The organism is Mucilaginibacter corticis (assembly GCF_007558865.1).
Lineage (GTDB): Bacteria > Bacteroidota > Bacteroidia > Sphingobacteriales > Sphingobacteriaceae > Mucilaginibacter > Mucilaginibacter corticis.
Genome location: NZ_VLPK01000005.1, coordinates 99,949 through 118,423, shown reverse-complemented (window position 1 = coordinate 118,423; position 18,475 = coordinate 99,949). Strand labels below are relative to the sequence as shown.

Here is an 18,475-nt window from a genome sequence, read left to right as displayed (position 1 = left end):
AGACTGGTAACTTTAAATCTTGACTCTTGTTCCTTGATTCTATATTCTATTTATATACTTCTTTCTTAGCTGATACCAATGTGTTTTTTAACAAACCGATAATCGTCATCAGGCCGACGCCGCCCGGTACGGGGGTTATCCATGATGATTTAGGTGCTACGCCTTCAAAATCAACATCGCCATAAAGCTTAAAGCCTGATTTGGTTAGGGTTGATGTTTCGCGGTTCATGCCTACGTCAATAACCACTACACCGTCTTTTACCATATCGGCTGTAATAAAGTTCTTTTTGCCGATAGCCACAATAAGGATGTCAGCATCAAGCGTGAATTTTTTGATATCAGGTGTGCGGCTGTGGCAAATAGTTACCGTACAGTTACCCGGAGTGGTGTTACGCGCCATCAGGATGCTCATGGGCGAGCCAACGATATTGCTGCGGCCAACAACTACGCAATGTTTGCCTGCCGTTTCAATGCCGTACTCTTTAAGCATTAAAGTAATACCATAAGGCGTAGCCGGAATAAATGATGGCAAATTACGCTGCATACGCCCCAAATTAATAGGGTGGAAGCCGTCAACATCTTTGCGGTAGTCAATACGTTCTGTTACTTTTTCAGGGTCGATATGCTTTGGTAAAGGCAGCTGGACGATAATACCGTCAATATCGGCATCAGCATTTAGCTCTTCTACTTTTTTAAGTAACTCATCTTCGGTAACGGTATCTTCATAACGCACCAGGGTTGATTTAAAACCAACGTTCTCGCAATTTTTGATCTTGCTGGCAACATAGGTTTCGCTGCCACCGTCATGGCCAACCAATACGGCTACGAGGTGAGGTTTACGGCCACTTGCAGCCAAATAATCAGCCGCTTGTTGTGCTATTTCACCTTTAAGTTTTTCTGATACGTATTTTCCGTCTAAAAGCTGCATTACAATATATTTTGTACCCAATGCTCTGGGAGTGGAGTAAGATTTAAATTAATTGATTCTTCCTTTTTTATTATTTCAATTAAAGGCCTTTTTCCAAAAGATAGTTTAGTTCCTTGTTGTCGATTTATTTTTTTTATAATGCTATCCATTGTTTCTTGCTTTTTATTGAGCAAAGAATAAATGAGAGTATTAGAGTTATCTTTTTCAAAAACGCAAACATGATACCTGGGCGTTTGAACGTCATATATGATCCATTCACCGTAAGTTATATCACCCAAATCAATTCGTTTTTTAATACCTGTTAAAGTATAATAACTTATTTGGAGATATTTTCTCATCCCCGCTTAATCCAACTTCAATACCGCCATAAACGCACTCTGTGGTATCTCCACATTACCAACCTGGCGCATGCGTTTTTTACCTGCTTTTTGTTTTTCTAACAATTTACGTTTACGCGATATATCGCCACCATAACATTTGGCGGTAACGTCTTTACGCATGGCTTTTACTGTTTCGCGTGCTATGATCTTGGCACCAATTGATGCCTGTATAATGATCTCAAATTGCTGGCGCGGTAAAAGTTCTTTCAGCTTCTCGCAGATCTTTTTACCAAAATCATAAGAGTTACCGCGGAAGATCAATGACGATAAAGCATCAACAGGCTCCGAGTTTAGTTTAATATCCAAACGTACCAGGTCGCTCGGGCGGTAACCTATCTGGTGGTAATCAAAAGACGCGTAACCTTTTGAAATTGTTTTCAACTTATCGTAAAAATCAAATACGATCTCGCCCATCGGCATTTCAAAAACCAGTTCTACACGGTCGGACGTTAAATACGATTGATTTTTAATGAAGCCGCGTTTCTGGATACAAAGCGACATTACCGGTCCAACAAAGTCAGACTTGGTAATGATAGTAGCTTTTATATACGGCTCTTCAACCCGGTCAATTTTACTTGGGTCGGGCAGGTCAGAAGGGTTGTTTACAACAATTTCCTCTCCTTTGGTAGAATAGGCCAGGTAAGATACGTTGGGTACGGTAGTAATAACCGTCATGTTGAACTCGCGCTCTAAACGTTCCTGGATAATTTCCATGTGCAGCATGCCCAGGAAACCGCAACGGAAACCAAAACCTAACGCGGCAGATGATTCCGGTTCAAAAACCAACGACGCATCGTTTAGCTGTAATTTAGCCATCGACTCGCGCAGCTCTTCAAAATCGTCGGTATCAACCGGATAGATCCCCGCAAATACCATTGGCTTTACTTCCTCAAAACCCTGTATACCTTCTTCGCACGGCCGGTTAATTGTAGTAATCGTATCGCCTACTTTTACCTCCCGCGCTTCTTTTATGCCGGATATGATGTAACCCACATCTCCGGTTTTAATAACGTCTTTAGGTAGTTGTTTTAGTTTTAACGTGCCAATCTCATCAGCAATGTATTCCTTTTCAGTTGCTACAAATTTTACTTTGTCGCCTTTCCTGATCTCGCCGTTTACCACTTTAAAGTAAGCTATAATACCACGGAATGAATTGAAAACCGAGTCAAATATCAACGCTTGTAGCGGTGCTTCAGGATCGCCGACAGGGGCAGGCACACGCTCAACAATGGCGCGTAATATATCATGTACACCCAAACCGGTTTTACCAGATGCGGCTAATATCTCTTCGCGTTTGCAGCCTATCAGGTCAACAATCTGGTCTTTAACCTCCTCTGGCATAGCGCCGGGAAGGTCCATTTTATTCAATACCGGAATGATCTCCAGGTCGTTCTCTAAAGCTAAGTATAGATTTGATATGGTTTGTGCCTGGATCCCCTGCGCAGCATCAACTATCAATAATGCGCCTTCACAGGCTGCAATAGAGCGTGACACCTCGTACGAAAAATCCACGTGTCCGGGCGTATCGATCAGGTTAAGGACATATTTTTGTCCGTCAAGCTCATAGTCCATTTGTATGGCATGGCTTTTTATGGTGATACCACGCTCGCGTTCCAGGTCCATGTCATCAAGCAACTGGGCCTGGCTTTCGCGCTGAGTAATAGTGTTGGTGTATTCTAATAACCTGTCGGCAAGCGTACTTTTACCGTGGTCAATATGTGCTATAATACAAAAATTGCGTATGTGCTTCATTCAACTGCAAAAGTAGTTTTTTTAGGCAATAAATTGCTAAATTTCTGCGGATTTAGCTACCTTGTTTTAAACCAATTATCAACCCATGAATAAAATATTATTTGTTTTGGTACTGCTTGTACCATTTTTCAGTAATGCCCAGGTAAAAGAATATAAAGCATCAAACGGTGTAACCTATCACGTTGGCGATACCCTGCGTTTAGGCCGAGGCACCAAGGCGGACGGCTCGTTTTTATACCTGGAAGATCACGGACTGATACCTAATCCGCGGGCCGCACGTAGCTTGCCAAAGGAGTTTGCCAATGTTGGTGCTGTTATTAAAAGTATGCGTAAAACAACTATTAATGGCATAGATAAATACGTTTTTACCGTGAATCCCGGCGGACCTATGCGCTATACCGTATTTGTTGATGACGCCATTGAAGCCTGCGAGGTTAAGCCCTGCAAAACAGCCGATACCGCGCCAGCACAGGTTAATTCTGTAGCCGATGAAATAAAGAAATTAAAACAACTGCTTGATTCTGGAGCTATAACACAAAAAGAATACGACGCACAGAAAAAGAAGTTGCTAAACCAGTAGTCAGGTGAACGCCGATGATTTACTCGTTATGTGATTTGAGTTTAAGCGATTAATCACGCATGTTAATATACTGCAGCGGTTGGCCAAAATCTTCTTTCCGGCAAAGAGCTATAACCGATTGCAGATCGTCAATCTTTTTGCCCTGTACACGCACCTGGTCGTCCATGATGCTTGCCTGTACTTTAAGTCCGCTATCTTTTATCTTCTTAACTATTTTCTTAGCCGCGTCCTGGTCAAGCCCTTGTTTTATCTTTATCTCCTTACGGATCATGTTACCTGAGGCTGCTTGCTCTTTACCAAAATCCATGGCTTTAGGATCAAGCTGCTGCTTTACCATCCGGCTGATGATGGAATCCTGGATAGCTTTTATGCGCATATCATTTTCGGTAACTATGGTTACAATATTAGTTTTCTTATCAAGCTCTATAGTGCTTTTTGAATCGTTAAAATCGTAACGGTTCAGTATCTCTTTTTTTGCTATATTGATAACGTTGTCAAGCGTCTGGCCGTCTATCTTACTTACTATATCAAAAGTTGGCATAAGGTATATGATTTATAATTTGAAGAGCAAAATTACAGTTTATTAACATATAAAATCAAATAGATGTTTTTATATGTTAAAACAAGCGGATGTAGCAATATCTTAATATTAACTTAACAAATAAATAAGCAGCTTTGCAGCAATGCAGTTCTGCATTCAAGTATATGGATAATAGAAAAGCGCCTTTAATTAACAGGGAAATAAGCTGGTTGTATTTTAACGAACGTGTTTTGCAGGAAGCTGCAGACCCGACAGTCCCGCTAATTGAGCGCATCAAGTTTTTAGCCATATTTTCATCAAACCTTGATGAGTTTTACCGTGTAAGGGTAGCTACTTTAAGCCGGTTGGCCAACTTGAACGAGAAAGCCAAAGAAATATTAGGCTACAACCCTAAAAAGATATTAAACCAGATCAAAAACATAGTTGTAAAACAAGAACGTAAGTTTAATGATCTGTATGAAAATATCATAGTAAAACAGCTTGCCGAAGAAAAGATCTTCCTGTTAAACGACAAGCAGTTAAATGTTGCCAGGGGCGCTTTCGTTAAGAACTACTTTCGCGAAAAGTTACTGGCTACGTTAGTGCCTATTATGCTGGATAATACCAACGTACTGCCCGAACTTCGCGACCGTTCTATTTACTTTTTTGTTAAGTTAACAAAAGACAAAAAACAAACCTTCGCTTTAATAGAGATCCCGGATAATCTTTCGCGTTTTATTGTACTGCCTGAAACCAATAATCTTAAGTTTATAATTCTGCTGGATGATATTATCAGGTATAGCTTAGAAGATATCTTTTTCATTTTTGAACACGACAGCATTGAAGCATACTCCATTCAGCTTACCCGCGACGCCGAGCTTGACCTGGATAAAGAAGTAAGCGGCAAGTTCATCGACGCTTTATCAAAGAGCTTACAAAAACGCAAAAAGGGTAAACCCATGCGCTTGCTGTATGACTCTGAGATGCCGTTGGATATGTTAAAGTACCTGGTAAGCAAAATGGGCCTGCATGGCGAAAGCCTGATCCCGGGTAACAGATACCATAACTTTAAAAATTTCATCGCGTTTCCAAACGTTGGTACACCCGAACTGGAATATGCCAAATACCCGTCGCTGCCGGTTAACGGGCTTACGTTTGATAAAAGTTTAATGGCTATGATAGCCAAACAGGACTTTTTGATTAGCACGCCATACCAGACCTATGATTATGTTATTCACTTTTTAAGGGAAGCTGCTATTGATCCAAAGGTGCAAGAGATCAGCATAGCAGTATATCGCCTTGCTGAGAACTCACGTATTGTGCACGCCTTAATCAATGCGGCCAAAAACGGTAAAAAGGTAAATTGCCTGGTTGAATTAAGGGCACGTTTTGATGAGCAGAATAACATAACCTGGAGCCGCCGTTTAGAAGAGGAAGGGGTTAATGTAATTTACGGTATTGATGGCTATAAGGTGCATTCAAAGATATGCCTGGTAAGCCGTTTCGAAAAAGATAAGTTGGCGTATTACGCCTGCCTGTCTACCGGGAACTACAATGAAAAGACGGCAAAGATGTATGCTGATCATACCTTGCTTACTGCTAATAAAAAAATAACTGCTGATCTGGTAAATGTTTTCAAAGCTATAAACAAAGGTATCTTACCCAAAGGTTTAAAGCACCTCATCGTATCGCCAATTGATTCTCGTCCCGCTATTTATAAATTGATAGATAACGAGATCAAAAATGCCAAAGCCGGCAAGCCTGCTTACATGATCTTGAAGATGAATAGCCTTGCCGATGAGCAATTGGTTACTAAACTGTACCAGGCCAGTAACGCGGGTGTGAAGATCAAAATGATCATCAGGGGGATGTGTTGCCTGGTGCCGGGAATGAAAGGCTTTAGCGAGAATATTGAAGTAGTTAGTATTGTTGATAAATACCTGGAGCATGCCCGTGTACACATTTATTGCAACGGGGGTAAAGAGCTGGTCTATTTAACCTCTGCCGATTTTATGTCGCGTAATATTGATACCCGTGTTGAGGTTGGTTTCCCGATATATGATCCGAAGGTTAAAAAAGAGATCCGCGATATTATTGATATCCAGTTAAATGATAATACTAAATCGCGCGAGATCAACAGTCAAAATACCAATAAATATCACAAAACGGGGTCAGAGCTACCTGTGAGAGCGCAAATAGATACATACAACTACCTAAAGAATAAAATAAAATAATTTTGAGATACGCAGCTATAGATATAGGTTCAAACGCCGTAAGGTTACTTATTGCCGATATAATTGAAAATGACGGATCGGTTTCGTTTAAAAAGAATACACTGATCCGGGTGCCGTTACGCTTAGGAGATGACGCGTTTTTAAATCAACATATTTCAGATAAAAAAGCTGCTGACCTGGTTAAAACTATGCATGCCTTTCATAACCTGATGGATGTGTACAAGGTTACAGAATACATGGCCTGCGCCACTTCTGCCATGCGTGAAGCAAAAAACGGGGCAGAAGTAGTTAAAAAAATAAAGGAAGAAACCAATGTCGACCTTACAATAGTTCACGGACAGGTTGAAGCCAAGATAATTTATGCCAGCCACGCCGAGCAAAACATTGACAGGACTAAAAACTATTTATACATTGATGTAGGTGGCGGCAGTACAGAACTTTCGCTTTTTTCTGCCGGTGAGCTGATAGCTTCAAAATCATTTAATATTGGTACCATTCGGATCTTGGATAACCAGGATACCGAAGAATCATGGAACACCATGCGCGACTTTATACGCGAACATACCAGGCATTTTAAAGGCGTATTTGGTATCGGTACAGGGGGAAATATTAATAAACTGTATAAACTATCCGAAGAAAAAAACAACGCCCCTTTAACATTTGTAAAGCTAAAATCACTTTATGATTACTTGGATTCGTTTTCTTTAAAAGACCGTATTAACGTATTGGGATTAAACCAGGATAGGGCAGATGTGATCATTCCGGCTTGCGAAATTTATCTGTCTGTAATGAAATGGGCCGGCATTAAAAGTATTTATGTGCCAAGCGTGGGCATGGTTGACGGGATCATTCAAACACTGATAGATGAAAATCGTGTGAAAACGGCGTTAAAATAATTTCAATTAATTGTTTAATAATTAAAAAACTGTTATTACATTTGTAATGCCCTCTCAAAGGGCATGTTTTTCATAGGTAGATGTAGGGTCGGGTACTTGTATTCGACCCTTTTTTATGCCTGTAACTTTAATTCCTTTGGTTTGTTAACCAATAATCATGAAGAAAAAAATCGTAGTTGCTATTACCGGTGCCAGTGGTTCTGTTTACGCTAAGTTGTTGTTAGATGCGCTTCAAAACTTGAATAGTCAAGTAGCGGAGGTGGCGGTTGTGATGTCAGACAATGCCAAGCAGGTATGGCAATTTGAATTGGATAATGAAGATTATAATAACCTGCCTTATAAATTCTATGCTAAAAATGATTTTATGGCACCGTTTGCTTCCGGGTCAGCCAAATTTGATACAATGGTAATTATCCCTTGCTCCATGGGTACCTTAGGCAGAATAGCCGGCGGAATATCTGACGATCTGATAAGCCGTGCTGCCGACGTTATTCTTAAGGAACGTCGTAAATTGATATTGGTGGCGCGTGATACACCACTTAATCTGATCCACATCCGTAATATGGCTGCAATTACCGAAGCAGGGGGCATTATCTGCCCGGCAGTGCCATCTTTCTACAACAAGCCACAAACAGTTGAAGAAGTTGCCTTAACGGTTGTAAACCGTGTTATTGATTTGATGGGATTAGAAAATGAAAGCTACAGATGGGGAGAGAAGGATAAATAATTGACTTAATAATCCAAGTTTACTCTTTAGGCAATAAACCGTAACGCCGTAGTATTATTTTGTATGGCAACGGCTATTTTTTCTACCAGATCCTTTTCTAAAAATGGCTTAAGTATAATATCGTTAGCCCCCGTACTCAAATAGATGTCCCTGTCTTCTTTCATTACGTTAGCAGTTAAAGCCATTATAATTATTTTAGATTTTACAGGATCAGAAAACTCCCGGATATGCGTAATAAGCTGCAGGCCATCCATCACAGGCATTTGTATGTCAGTGAGCACCATGTCATAATTTTTAAGCTTAAATAGCTCAAACGCTTCACTACCATCATAAGCTACATCACACTTAACTCCCCATTTTTTCAATATGGTTCTGGCAAGTAATACGTTTAATTTATTATCGTCAACCAGCAATACAAATTTATCTTTAACATAGTCGCCTATTAAATCATCACTCATTGACGATTCAATGATACAATCATTGTTTTCTAATTGTTTAAGCGGCAGCTCAAAACTAAATATTGAACCAACGCCCGGCGTACTGGCCACTTCAATACTGCCGCCCTGCAGCTCGACTATCTTTTTGCAAATGGCAAGGCCTAAACCCGTGCCTTTATGACGGGTTACATTTTGCGCTTTTGCTACTTGCGAAAACTCATCAAAAACGTGTGGTAAGTCTTCCTTGTCAATACCTATGCCGGTATCAGTAACGCTTACCAATAAAATAATCTTGTCCGGCAATGTCATTTCTATATTGGCATTTAGGGTAACCTTACCCTGGCGTGTAAATTTGATAGCGTTACCTAACAAGTTCATCAACACTTGTTTTAAGCGCATTTTGTCGCCTTCACAGCAAATGTTTTCGTCAATCCTGCCTGTTCGCTCAAGCAGGATATGTTTTTTTAATGCGTGGATATTAACCGTGGCAAATACCTCATCAATGGTTTGATCAAGCATGAATGGCGAACTCTCAAAATTCATCTTTCCGGTTTCATATTTAGAAAAATCAAGGATCTCGTTCACCAGGTCCAATATCATTTCAGACGAATTACGAATAGCCAATACCTGTTCTTTTTGTGATAATGACAAGCTTTCCTGGCTCAGCTGTTCAGAAAAACCAATCACCGAATTTAGCGGCGTACGTATTTCATGGCTCATACCTGCCAGGAAATTGCTTTTTAACTGGGCATATTCTTCGGCGCTGTTACTGTAATCAATAATTTGCTGCTCGTTTCTGAATATCTTCCATAGATTATAAAATACGATGATCAACAGTAATGTCAGCAGAATAAAATTAATCGTCGACCCATTATTGAAATCAGCGAACACATCAGCCATATTATCCCGTAATTCAGTTTTACTATGATCAATGTATGATTGTTCTATTGATTTGTAATTTCTTAAACCGGTGACTATTTCATCGACAAGTTTGTTGTTTAGTTCAAGTATCTGTAATTCGCCTTTTTGCAGTTTATTATTGGCTACCGAAAGCTTTTTATAATAGTTATAAACTTCTTTGCCGGATTGTATAGTACTCTTAGCTATTTCATGCGAATAGATCACTGTATCCTTGGTTACAATAACCGGTTTGGTTTTTTCTTCCTTCTTCTTTGCCATAGCGGCAAACAAACGCCCGATGAAACTTTTTTTATGTTTTGCAGGAGCGGGGGTTTTTACCGTATCAAACGTAGTAATATGTTGAGCGACAACGACCGGCTTTGATTTTTGAAGACGGTCAAGCGATTTGCTGATAGTTTTTGATGACCTGATTAAACTATCGGTTAAACGGCGTAGCTTAATATATTTATTAGTTTTTACCGTTTTCTCGAGTACAAGGTTTAAAAATTTTTCTGAATTAGGGATGTCCTGATCGCTAAATTTTACCTTGTTGATAGTGATCAACACATTGTCAATATCAGCTGAATATTTATGCAGGTAGACCCTGTTCCCGGTGATGGTATACAAGCGGCTGTTATTATCCGCGCTATATAATTTGTATATACAACTATCAATTAAAGCGGAGTTTTGGTGTGAACTGATAACGCGCTCAATGTTACTTCTAAGTAACTGGGCTTTTTTATAATGAAGGTACAAATACTCGGTACCAACAAAGAGCAAACTAAACAGGGCTATTACAAGACAATAGCGCAAAATGGGTATTTTTCGGGCAACAGCTATCATGCAATGGTAAGGTTGTTGTTCATTTTATTCATAGTTCGATAGATATTTTTATTAACGAAAAGTTAAATAGAAAGGTTTACAAGAAAAACATTCCAATTAGTTGTATAGCTATATTTAATATTTTTATATTAAAAAAGTGACAGTAACGTTAACCTACCAATAGCAACAGGTACTAACTAAATATTAAAAATCCTATCTTTGCGCCGCGATAATGAACAAGAAAGTAGCTTTTTACACATTAGGGTGCAAACTCAACTATTCTGAAACGTCAACACTTGGCCGTCTTTTTAGTAATGCCGGCTTTGACACGGTCGACTTTACGGACAAACCCGATGTGTTTGTTATCAACACCTGTTCGGTAACTGATAATGCCGACAAGAAATGCAAGAAAGTAGTTAAGGAAGCTTTAAAAGTATCACCTAACGCTTACGTTACTATTGTTGGCTGCTATGCACAACTAAAACCGACAGAAATAGCCGAAATACCGGGTGTAGATATGGTTTTGGGTGCGGCAGAAAAATTCCAGATCATAGATCATATTTCTGACCTTACTAAAAAGCCTAAAGCGGTTGTTTATAACCAGCCTGTTTCTGAAGCTAATGAATTTGTGCCTGCTTATTCTTTTGGCGATCGTACCCGCACTTTTTTAAAGGTTCAGGATGGTTGTGATTATTCGTGCTCTTTTTGCACGATACCATTGGCACGGGGCGCAAGCAGAAGTGATACCATTGAAAATGTTATTGAACAGGCAAAGCAAATTGCTGCGTCTGGTGTAAAAGAAATTGTTTTAACCGGAGTTAACCTGGGCGATTTTGGCATTATCAATGGCAAGCGCGAAAATAAATTCTTTGACCTGGTGAAAGCGCTGGATGAAGTTGAAGGTATTGACCGGATCAGGATCTCATCTATCGAGCCTAATTTACTGACCGATGAGATCATTGAGTTTGTAGCTGCCTCAAAGCGGTTTATGCCTCATTTTCATATTCCGCTGCAATCAGGCTCTAATAAGATACTTAGCTTGATGCGCCGCAGGTATAAAAGAGAATTATATGCCGATAGGGTTGCTAAAATCAAACAGTTGATACCTGATTGTTGTATTGGTGTAGATGTGATAGTAGGTTTCCCGGGTGAAACCAGGGAAGACTTTATAGATACTTATAACTTTTTAAACGAGCTTGAGGTTTCGTACCTGCACGTGTTTACTTACTCCGAAAGGGAAAATACACTTGCCGCTGAAATGAGTGGGGTTGTACCAGGCTCAACACGGGCCGACAGGAGCAAAATGCTGCATATCTTATCAGATAAAAAACGCCGTGCATTTTACCAGACCCAGTTGGGCAGAGCAGAAGAAGTATTGTTTGAAGGCGATATAAAAGAGGGTTTTATGCACGGTTTTACACGTAATTACGTTAAAGTTAAAACAAAATTTGATCCTGTATTAGTAAACGAATTAAAAGCTGTCCGCCTTGCAAATGTATCTGCCGACGGGGATGTTGAAATAACTGAAAGCGAAGAAATATTGGTACATTAACTCTATATTCGCAGCAAATTACTTACCTATGTTTCCAAGCATTAGCTCGCTTATAAAATATCTTACCGGCTTAGATATCCTGCTGCCTGTTCAAACCTTTGGTTTTTTTGTGGCGATTGCTTTTATGGCTGCTTACTGGGCTTTTGGCGAAGAATTTAAGCGTAAAGAAAAGCTGGGATATATTCACTCTTTTGAAAGGACCGTAACTATAGGCAAGCCGGCAAGCTCGCTAGAATTATTGGCTAATGCTTTATTTGGCTTTGTGTTGGGTTACAAGTTACTGGATATGGTGTTTAACTACCATGCCATGATCGATGATCCGCAGGGCTTCTTATTATCCACCCGCGGTAACTTTATAGGCGGTATTATTTTAGCTGCAGCATTTGGCTATTGGGCTTACGCCGAAAATAAAAAACACGTTTTAGATAAACCGGTAACTAAAACCGTAAAAGTTCATCCCAGTGAACTTATGGGGACTATCTTATTGTGGGCGGCAGTATTTGGTTTTGCAGGTGCTAAACTATTTAACGCCCTTGAAAACTGGAACGACTTTATGGCCGATCCGGTAGGTATGCTAATAGGTTTTAGCGGCCTTACTTTTTATGGCGGATTGATCTGCGGCGGCGCGGCTGTTCTTTACATTGCTAATAAACATGGTATAAAGCCGTTAACTATGTTGGATATCGGCGGGCCGGGAATGATGCTGGCTTATGGCATTGGCCGTATCGGTTGTCAAATGTCTGGCGATGGAGATTGGGGCATCCCTAATACAGCCCCAAAACCGGGTTGGTTAAGCTGGGCCCCGGATTGGATGTGGTCTTTTAAATTCCCGCATAACGTAGGAATGGAAGGCGTTAAAATTCCCGATTGTGTTGGCAAATACTGCAACGAATTACAATTACCGGTATATCCTACATCTTTCTATGAATCAGTAGTATGTATATTACTATTCCTGGTTTTATGGAGTATCCGTGATCGAATTAAGCTGCCCGGAGTAATGTTCGGAATATATTTGATCATGAACGGCGTTGAACGTTTTTTAATAGAGTTAATACGTGTAAATACAAAATATCACGTAGCTGGCATTCCATTCACACAAGCAGAAATGATTTCAGTTTTTATGACTTTAGGAGGGATTGCATTAATAGTTAACGGATTAAATAATAAGAAAAAAGTAACCGTTAAACATGGTTAATGCAGTATTAAGAAACAAAATATTTAGCAACCAGGTAGTCAGGTTTATATTTTCTGCCGGGATGGGCTTTTTGGTTGATATCGCTGCATTTTATCTATTCTATCATAACTTTTTGGAGCAGCCAAACTATTATGTTCTTAGTTACCGATTTGATAATTATACACTTTCGCTGGCAATTTCTTTCTTTTTAGGGGTAATAGTTAATTTTTTAATTACCAAATACATGGTATTTAATGAGTCTGTTTCGTCTCCGGCTAAACAATTTTTTCGTTTTGTGTCTGTAGCTATTATTGGTTTTTTTGCTAACCTTACGCTGTTAGATATATTTATCCGTTCGTTTCAAATCTATCCGCCTGTGGCGCGTATAGCGGCTGCGCTAAGCTTGTTTTTTGCCAGTTTTTTCATCCATAAATTCTTTTCATTCAGCTTATCATTACGACATCATCATGCAACTGGAGCAGATAACGAAACAAGTAATTGAAGTTTCAAAACAAGCCGGCGATTTTATCCGTCGGGAAAGAAAAACTTTTAACGCGGATAAAATAGAATATAAAGGTTTAAATGACCTGGTATCATATGTCGATAAGACTGCTGAAGGTATAATTGTTACAGGTTTAGAAAAAATATTACCCGAAGCCGGTTTTATCACCGAAGAAAAAACTAAAAATAAAATTGCCGACCAATATAACTGGATCATAGACCCGCTTGATGGTACTACAAATTTTATTCATGGCGTGCCCTCATTTTCTGTAAGTATTGCGCTTAAAGAATATGATGAACTGGTAATAGGCGTTGTATATGAAATTAACCTTGACGAATGTTTTTATGCGTGGAAAGGCTCGCCTGCTTATCTTAACGGCGAGGAAATAAAAGTTAGTAAAGCGCCTAAAATAGCAGATAGCTTAATTGCTACCGGTTTCCCGTATTACGATTTTACCAAGCAGCCTCAATATATTGAATTATTTACTTACCTCATGAAAAATTGCCACGGGTTGCGTCGGCTGGGTTCTGCCGCGGTTGATCTGTGTTACACTGCTGCGGGCCGTTTTGATGCTTTCTATGAGTACAATCTAAATGCCTGGGATGTAGCTGCAGGAATTGTGATCGTAAAACAGGCAGGAGGGCACATCGTTAATTTTAGCGGTGGCGATGAAGTTTTGGATACACGCGAACTGTTGGCGACTAACGGCAAAATAACCGACGAAATGTTGCAGGTGATAAAACAATACTTTGTTTGAATCACAGATTAAGCAATAAAAAAGGATTAAACAATTTGTATAATCCTTTTCCGGGTTAACTAATCTCTAATTAACCAATCTCTAATAACTAACTTACAGCGCTTCCGAAACTACTTCCTGAACTTCAGGAACCATGCGTTTCAATAAATTCTCAATACCTGCTTTTAGTGTGATAGTTGATGACGGGCAACCGCTGCATGAGCCGCGAAGCTCAACAGTAACCACACCTTCTTCAAATGAACGGTAAGAGATAGCGCCACCATCCTGCTCAACAGCCGGGCGAACGTAATCGTTTAAGATCTGCTGGATCTTTATTTCTGTGTCTGTGCCTTCAAAAGCAACATCTTCTGCCTGCTCTTCCAACTGCACTTTCAATTCAGACTCAACCGCACCCTTAACAAACTCTTTTAGTATCGGCTCAATATCTTCCCAGTCTGTGCCTTCGGCTTTGGTAACCGTAATAAAATTGCTGGCGAAGAACACGCCGTTAACAAACGAAAATTTATATAACTCTTTAGCAAAAGGCGATTTCTCTGCACTTTCTTTAGTGGCAAAATCGGCACTGCCATTGATCAGCAATTTGTTCACAATGAACTTCATTGTTGCCGGGTTAGGCGTTGATTCGGTATATACGTTGATATTCATCTTGATCTCTCTTTTATTTGATTAACAAAGTTAAATAGCTTTTTGATTAATATACTATACTAAATTAGTTATGACCTGTTGGTGACGTTGCTTTTTAACTTATATTCCCGTGTAATTACTCGGTGTTATTTGTTTTATCTCTTCCTTAACGCTATCCCCAACCTGTAAAGTATCTACAAATTCAGCAATCGTTTGTGCGTTAACCTGGGTGTTAGTCCGTGTAAGTTCTTTTAATGCCTCATAAGGATTCGGATAGCCTTCTCGCCTTAAAATGGTTTGTATAGCTTCTGCAACCACAGCCCAGTTAGCTTCAAGGTGCGCGTTTAAGGCATTTTCATTTAGTAATAATTTTCCTAAACCTTTTACGGTTGATTTAATAGCTATCAACGTATGCGCCACAGGTACGCCGATATTACGTAATACGGTGGAATCGGTCAGGTCGCGTTGTAATCTTGATATAGGTAATTTAGCAGCCAGGTGTTCAAATAAAGCATTGGCCAAGCCTAAATTGCCTTCAGAGTTTTCAAAGTCTATCGGGTTAACCTTGTGTGGCATAGCTGATGAACCTACTTCTCCGGCCTTGATCTGCTGTTTAAAGTAATTCATTGAGATATAGGTCCACATATCACGGTCAAGATCGATCAGGATATTGTTGACCCGTTTCAAAGCGTCGCACTGTGCTGCAAAATTATCGTAGTGCTCTATCTGAGTAGTGTATTGTGATCTGCTTAATCCAAGAATGTTGTCTACAAAGTTGTTCCCGAAAGCTTTCCAGTCAATTTGAGGGTAGGCGATATGATGCGCGTTAAAGTTACCCGTTGCACCACCAAATTTGGCAGATGCAGGTACTTGTTTTAGTAACTGCAACTGGTTCTCTAATCGCTCAATATACACTTGGATCTCTTTACCTAAACGGGTAGGCGATGCCGCTTGTCCGTGCGTGTGGGCAAGCATTGGTACTTTATCCCAATCGCCGGCGTATTGTTTTAAAATGCTAACTAACTCATCAATAGCAGGATAATAAACCTCATCCAGCGCTAATTTAAAAGTGTAAGGTATAGCGGTATTGTTGATATCCTGCGATGTTAAACCAAAATGGATAAACTCTTTAAAGACATCCAGATTGAGTGCGTCGAATTTTTGTTTGATAAAATATTCAACAGCTTTAACATCATGATTAGTTATTTTTTCGATGTCTTTTATGCTTTGGGCATCAGCTTCATTAAAGTTTTTGTAAATATCCCGTAACTTTTCTATCAAATTTTTATCAAAATCCTGTAATTGTGGTAACGGATGCTCATATAATGCTATAAAGTATTCAATCTCCACAAATACCCGGTATTTGATCAATGCATATTCCGAAAAGTAAGCGCCAAGATCGGCAGTTGTTTTTCGGTAGCGGCCATCAATAGGTGAAATTGCAGAAAGTGGAGTAAGTGTCATGTTTATTGGTGATTTTAATTTTCTGCAAAGGTAACAAAATCGGTATCATATAAATTAGAAAGGACTATCTATCTGTTTAGCAAACGGATGTGGAAAACATTTTTTAAATGGAAACTTTGAAATCTAAAAATGTTTCCATAGTTTTGACCAATCAAGTCAATGGGTCAAATAGATAGAATAATACAAGGCGGAGAGGACCTGTTTTTAACAGCGGGGATCAAGAGTGTAACGATGGACGACATAGCTAAACACTTAGGCATGTCAAAAAAAACCATCTACCAGTTCTTTAAGGATAAGAATGAGTTGGTAATAGCTTTGGTAAAAAAGAAGCTGCAGGAAGATGAAGATCAGATGTGTGCACTGATCAGCAAATCCGGTAACGTAATTGAGGAAATGATCAACATGATGAAATGTTCAGAAGAGATTTTTTCGAGAATCAACCCGATTGTAATACATGATATGCAGAAATACCATCCTGAAGCATGGCAGCAATTCCAGGATTTTAAAGCAGGAGTGATCGTTCACACGCTGGAAGAACTTTTAACAAAAGGAATCCAACAAGGCTACATCAGGCCGGATATAGATGTAAAGATCATGGCGCGTATGCGGGTAATGCAGGTTGAAATGGGTTTCAATACCAGCATGTTTCCTTTATCAGAGTTTAGTCCCTGGAAAGTTCAATATCAGCTTTTAGAGCACTTTAACTTCGGCATTTGTACACTTAAAGGGTTTAAATTATTAGATGAATATAAAAATGTAACTGCCCAATAATATCCTGTTGACATAGGGTTGTCATAATCGGGATGTTTATTTGAAAGACAATTAATAAATAGTAAAACTAATCACACAACAATACAATGAAATATATTTTTTTAACCGCGACCTTAATTTGCACTATAGCTTTAAGCAGCTATGCGCAACAGGCGCCGCCACCCAATACGCCGGTTAGTTTTAGCCTGGCAGATTGTATAAAATATGCTTATGAACACCAGGATTCGGTAAAAAACGCCGGTCTTGATATAAAAAGCGCGGAATATAAGGTGAAAGAAACAATCGGTTCCGGTCTGCCGCAGGTAAATGGTTCTGTTAATTTTCAGGATTATTTGAAAATCCCTACTCAAGTCGCTCCTCAATTTAATGCTAATTTTCAAATAGTAAATCCTAACGGACCTTTAGTGGCATTGCCTTTTGGACCAGTAAAATATAATAATACATTTGGTTTGCAATTAAGCCAGCTTATATATAGCGGCACTTTTTTAGTGGGTTTACAAGCGGTTAAAACTTTTAAAGAGTTATCAGAGCGCAGTTTAGTTCGTTCAAAGATTGAGACCAATGTAAATGTTACTAAAGCTTACTATCAGGCTTTGGTTAGCAATGAGCAAATTAAGTTGCTTGATGCTAATATCGCTCAGCTTAAACAAACCTTTGATCAAACTACTCAGCAAAACAAAGAGGGATTTGTTGAGAAGATAGACGTCGATCGTTTAGCTGTACAATATAATAACTTAGTAACTAATAGGGATAACGTACAGCGTGCTCTGGTGCTTAACTACCAAATGTTGAAATTCCAAATGGGTATGCCTATTGAACAGGATCTTACACTGACAGATAAACTGGCAGACGTGAATATAGAGCAAACCGCACAAAACTCTGTTGATACGTCGTTTTATCGTAATCGCATTGAATATAAATTATTGGAAACTAATATAATGTTAAATCAGTTAGATGCAAAAAGTAAAAAAGCAAACTTTTATCCTACTGTTTCTTTTACTGCGGGATTAGCGGATGTATATCAAGAGAATCATACAAGGTATTTATATGATCGTAGTTATTTCAATAATTATATTGGCCTGAATATCAATATACCGATTTTTAGTGGCGGCCAGCATTTAAATCAATTGCGTCAATCACAAATAACTGTATTAAAATCACAAAACGATTTACATAATGCTTCTAATGGTTTCAAATTACAAGCTAATGCCGCACAGATAACTTTTACAAACAACCTGGCATCGCTTACTAATCAAAAACGCAGCCGTGAATTGGCACAGGAAGTATTAAGAGTGGCTAAAATTAAATATCAACAAGGTGTAGGCTCAAGCATCGAGGTTACTCAGGCTCAGACCGACTTTGAAAGCGCAGATAATCAATATATACAAGCTCTATATAACGCTTTAATAAGCAAAGTAGATCTGGACAAAGCATATGCACGAATCAACTAAAACT

At 39.2% G+C, this 18,475-nt stretch carries 17 protein-coding genes; 10 read left to right on the top strand and 7 right to left on the bottom strand.

Annotation, left to right across the window (positions count from 1 at the left end; translation table 11 throughout):
- Nucleotides 1–46: 46 nt before the first annotated feature.
- Genes FO440_RS21205 through lepA form a run of 3 tightly spaced genes read right to left on the bottom strand, consistent with a single transcriptional unit; the run spans nt 47 to nt 3,060 of the window.
- A complete protein-coding gene (locus FO440_RS21205) occupies nt 47–928 on the bottom strand; it encodes a bifunctional 5,10-methylenetetrahydrofolate dehydrogenase/5,10-methenyltetrahydrofolate cyclohydrolase (RefSeq protein WP_144250318.1) in 882 nt (293 codons plus the stop codon).
- Complete coding sequence (locus FO440_RS21200) at nt 928–1,266, bottom strand: hypothetical protein (protein WP_144250317.1); 339 nt, start codon at nt 1,264–1,266, stop codon at nt 928–930. The genes FO440_RS21205 and FO440_RS21200 overlap by 1 nt, the downstream gene beginning before the upstream one ends.
- Before the next feature lie 6 nt (nt 1,267–1,272).
- Nucleotides 1,273–3,060 carry a translation elongation factor 4 gene (lepA, locus tag FO440_RS21195; RefSeq protein ID WP_144250316.1) on the bottom strand — a complete coding sequence of 596 codons (1,788 nt, stop codon included), beginning with the start codon at nt 3,058–3,060 and terminating at the stop codon, nt 1,273–1,275.
- Nucleotides 3,061–3,145: 85 nt separating this feature from the next.
- Here lepA and FO440_RS24930 point away from each other — a divergent pair, with 85 nt between their 5' ends.
- Nucleotides 3,146–3,640, top strand: a complete 495-nt coding sequence (locus tag FO440_RS24930; RefSeq protein WP_144250315.1) for an SHOCT domain-containing protein — start codon at nt 3,146–3,148, stop codon at nt 3,638–3,640.
- A 49-nt stretch (nt 3,641–3,689) separates the two neighbouring features.
- Here FO440_RS24930 and FO440_RS21185 read toward each other — a convergent pair whose 3' ends face one another.
- Nucleotides 3,690–4,181: a YajQ family cyclic di-GMP-binding protein gene (locus tag FO440_RS21185; protein ID WP_144250314.1), complete on the bottom strand. Its 492-nt coding sequence runs from the start codon at nt 4,179–4,181 to the stop codon at nt 3,690–3,692.
- A 164-nt stretch (nt 4,182–4,345) separates the two neighbouring features.
- Between FO440_RS21185 and ppk1 the strand changes: the two genes are divergently transcribed.
- The 3 genes from ppk1 (at nt 4,346) to FO440_RS21170 (ending at nt 8,017) form a co-directional block, all read left to right on the top strand.
- The gene (gene ppk1 / locus FO440_RS21180; RefSeq protein WP_144250313.1) at nt 4,346–6,394 is read left to right on the top strand and encodes a polyphosphate kinase 1; all 2,049 of its coding nucleotides are present in this window, start codon (nt 4,346–4,348) and stop codon (nt 6,392–6,394) included.
- Nucleotides 6,395–6,396: 2 nt separating this feature from the next.
- Nucleotides 6,397–7,290 (top strand): Ppx/GppA phosphatase family protein, encoded by an 894-nt coding sequence (locus tag FO440_RS21175; protein ID WP_144250312.1) that lies wholly within the window; start codon nt 6,397–6,399, stop codon nt 7,288–7,290.
- 157 nt (nt 7,291–7,447) lie between these two features.
- Nucleotides 7,448–8,017, top strand: a complete 570-nt coding sequence (locus tag FO440_RS21170; protein ID WP_186292742.1) for a UbiX family flavin prenyltransferase — start codon at nt 7,448–7,450, stop codon at nt 8,015–8,017.
- 26 nt (nt 8,018–8,043) lie between these two features.
- Here the strand turns inward: FO440_RS21170 and FO440_RS21165 are convergent, their stop codons facing one another.
- Complete coding sequence (locus FO440_RS21165) at nt 8,044–9,981, bottom strand: ATP-binding protein (RefSeq protein ID WP_186292741.1); 1,938 nt, start codon at nt 9,979–9,981, stop codon at nt 8,044–8,046.
- A gap of 427 nt (nt 9,982–10,408) precedes the next feature.
- Here FO440_RS21165 and mtaB point away from each other — a divergent pair, with 427 nt between their 5' ends.
- Genes mtaB through FO440_RS21145 form a run of 4 tightly spaced genes read left to right on the top strand, consistent with a single transcriptional unit; the run spans nt 10,409 to nt 14,161 of the window.
- Nucleotides 10,409–11,728: a tRNA (N(6)-L-threonylcarbamoyladenosine(37)-C(2))-methylthiotransferase MtaB gene (gene mtaB, locus FO440_RS21160; protein WP_144250309.1), complete on the top strand. Its 1,320-nt coding sequence runs from the start codon at nt 10,409–10,411 to the stop codon at nt 11,726–11,728.
- A 28-nt stretch (nt 11,729–11,756) separates the two neighbouring features.
- A complete protein-coding gene (locus tag FO440_RS21155; protein ID WP_144250308.1) occupies nt 11,757–12,923 on the top strand; it encodes a prolipoprotein diacylglyceryl transferase in 1,167 nt (388 codons plus the stop codon).
- Complete coding sequence (locus FO440_RS21150) at nt 12,916–13,404, top strand: GtrA family protein (protein WP_144250307.1); 489 nt, start codon at nt 12,916–12,918, stop codon at nt 13,402–13,404. The genes FO440_RS21155 and FO440_RS21150 overlap by 8 nt, the downstream gene beginning before the upstream one ends.
- Nucleotides 13,370–14,161 (top strand): inositol monophosphatase family protein, encoded by a 792-nt coding sequence (locus tag FO440_RS21145; RefSeq protein WP_144250306.1) that lies wholly within the window; start codon nt 13,370–13,372, stop codon nt 14,159–14,161. The genes FO440_RS21150 and FO440_RS21145 overlap by 35 nt, the downstream gene beginning before the upstream one ends.
- Nucleotides 14,162–14,254: 93 nt before the next feature.
- On the opposite strand, the gene FO440_RS21140 is transcribed toward FO440_RS21145, so the two are convergent.
- Together FO440_RS21140 and purB are read right to left on the bottom strand one after the other, a co-directional pair.
- Complete coding sequence (locus FO440_RS21140; protein WP_144250305.1) at nt 14,255–14,806, bottom strand: NifU family protein; 552 nt, start codon at nt 14,804–14,806, stop codon at nt 14,255–14,257.
- Between the two features lie 99 nt (nt 14,807–14,905).
- On the bottom strand, nt 14,906–16,249 hold the full coding sequence (gene purB, locus FO440_RS21135) for an adenylosuccinate lyase (protein WP_144250304.1): 1,344 nt from the start codon (nt 16,247–16,249) through the stop codon (nt 14,906–14,908).
- Between the two features lie 159 nt (nt 16,250–16,408).
- Between purB and FO440_RS21130 the strand changes: the two genes are divergently transcribed.
- Nucleotides 16,409–17,020 (top strand): TetR/AcrR family transcriptional regulator, encoded by a 612-nt coding sequence (locus tag FO440_RS21130; RefSeq protein ID WP_144250303.1) that lies wholly within the window; start codon nt 16,409–16,411, stop codon nt 17,018–17,020.
- Nucleotides 17,021–17,106: 86 nt separating this feature from the next.
- Nucleotides 17,107–18,471 carry a TolC family protein gene (locus tag FO440_RS21125; RefSeq protein WP_144250302.1) on the top strand — a complete coding sequence of 455 codons (1,365 nt, stop codon included), beginning with the start codon at nt 17,107–17,109 and terminating at the stop codon, nt 18,469–18,471.
- Nucleotides 18,472–18,475 lie beyond the last annotated feature (4 nt).

Coding starts and splice junctions, on each gene's coding strand:
- FO440_RS21150 (WP_144250307.1), top strand. CDS start 12,916: ATGGTTAATGCAGTATTAAGAAACAAAATATTTAGCAACCAGGTAGTC.
- FO440_RS21170 (WP_186292742.1), top strand. CDS start 7,448: ATGAAGAAAAAAATCGTAGTTGCTATTACCGGTGCCAGTGGTTCTGTT.
- FO440_RS21130 (WP_144250303.1), top strand. CDS start 16,409: ATGGGTCAAATAGATAGAATAATACAAGGCGGAGAGGACCTGTTTTTA.
- FO440_RS21200 (WP_144250317.1), bottom strand. CDS start 1,266: ATGAGAAAATATCTCCAAATAAGTTATTATACTTTAACAGGTATTAAA.
- FO440_RS21125 (WP_144250302.1), top strand. CDS start 17,107: ATGAAATATATTTTTTTAACCGCGACCTTAATTTGCACTATAGCTTTA.
- ppk1 (WP_144250313.1), top strand. CDS start 4,346: ATGGATAATAGAAAAGCGCCTTTAATTAACAGGGAAATAAGCTGGTTG.
- FO440_RS21140 (WP_144250305.1), bottom strand. CDS start 14,806: ATGAATATCAACGTATATACCGAATCAACGCCTAACCCGGCAACAATG.
- FO440_RS21185 (WP_144250314.1), bottom strand. CDS start 4,181: ATGCCAACTTTTGATATAGTAAGTAAGATAGACGGCCAGACGCTTGAC.
- FO440_RS21155 (WP_144250308.1), top strand. CDS start 11,757: ATGTTTCCAAGCATTAGCTCGCTTATAAAATATCTTACCGGCTTAGAT.
- purB (WP_144250304.1), bottom strand. CDS start 16,249: ATGACACTTACTCCACTTTCTGCAATTTCACCTATTGATGGCCGCTAC.
- FO440_RS24930 (WP_144250315.1), top strand. CDS start 3,146: ATGAATAAAATATTATTTGTTTTGGTACTGCTTGTACCATTTTTCAGT.
- FO440_RS21205 (WP_144250318.1), bottom strand. CDS start 928: ATGCAGCTTTTAGACGGAAAATACGTATCAGAAAAACTTAAAGGTGAA.
- FO440_RS21145 (WP_144250306.1), top strand. CDS start 13,370: ATGCAACTGGAGCAGATAACGAAACAAGTAATTGAAGTTTCAAAACAA.
- lepA (WP_144250316.1), bottom strand. CDS start 3,060: ATGAAGCACATACGCAATTTTTGTATTATAGCACATATTGACCACGGT.
- mtaB (WP_144250309.1), top strand. CDS start 10,409: ATGAACAAGAAAGTAGCTTTTTACACATTAGGGTGCAAACTCAACTAT.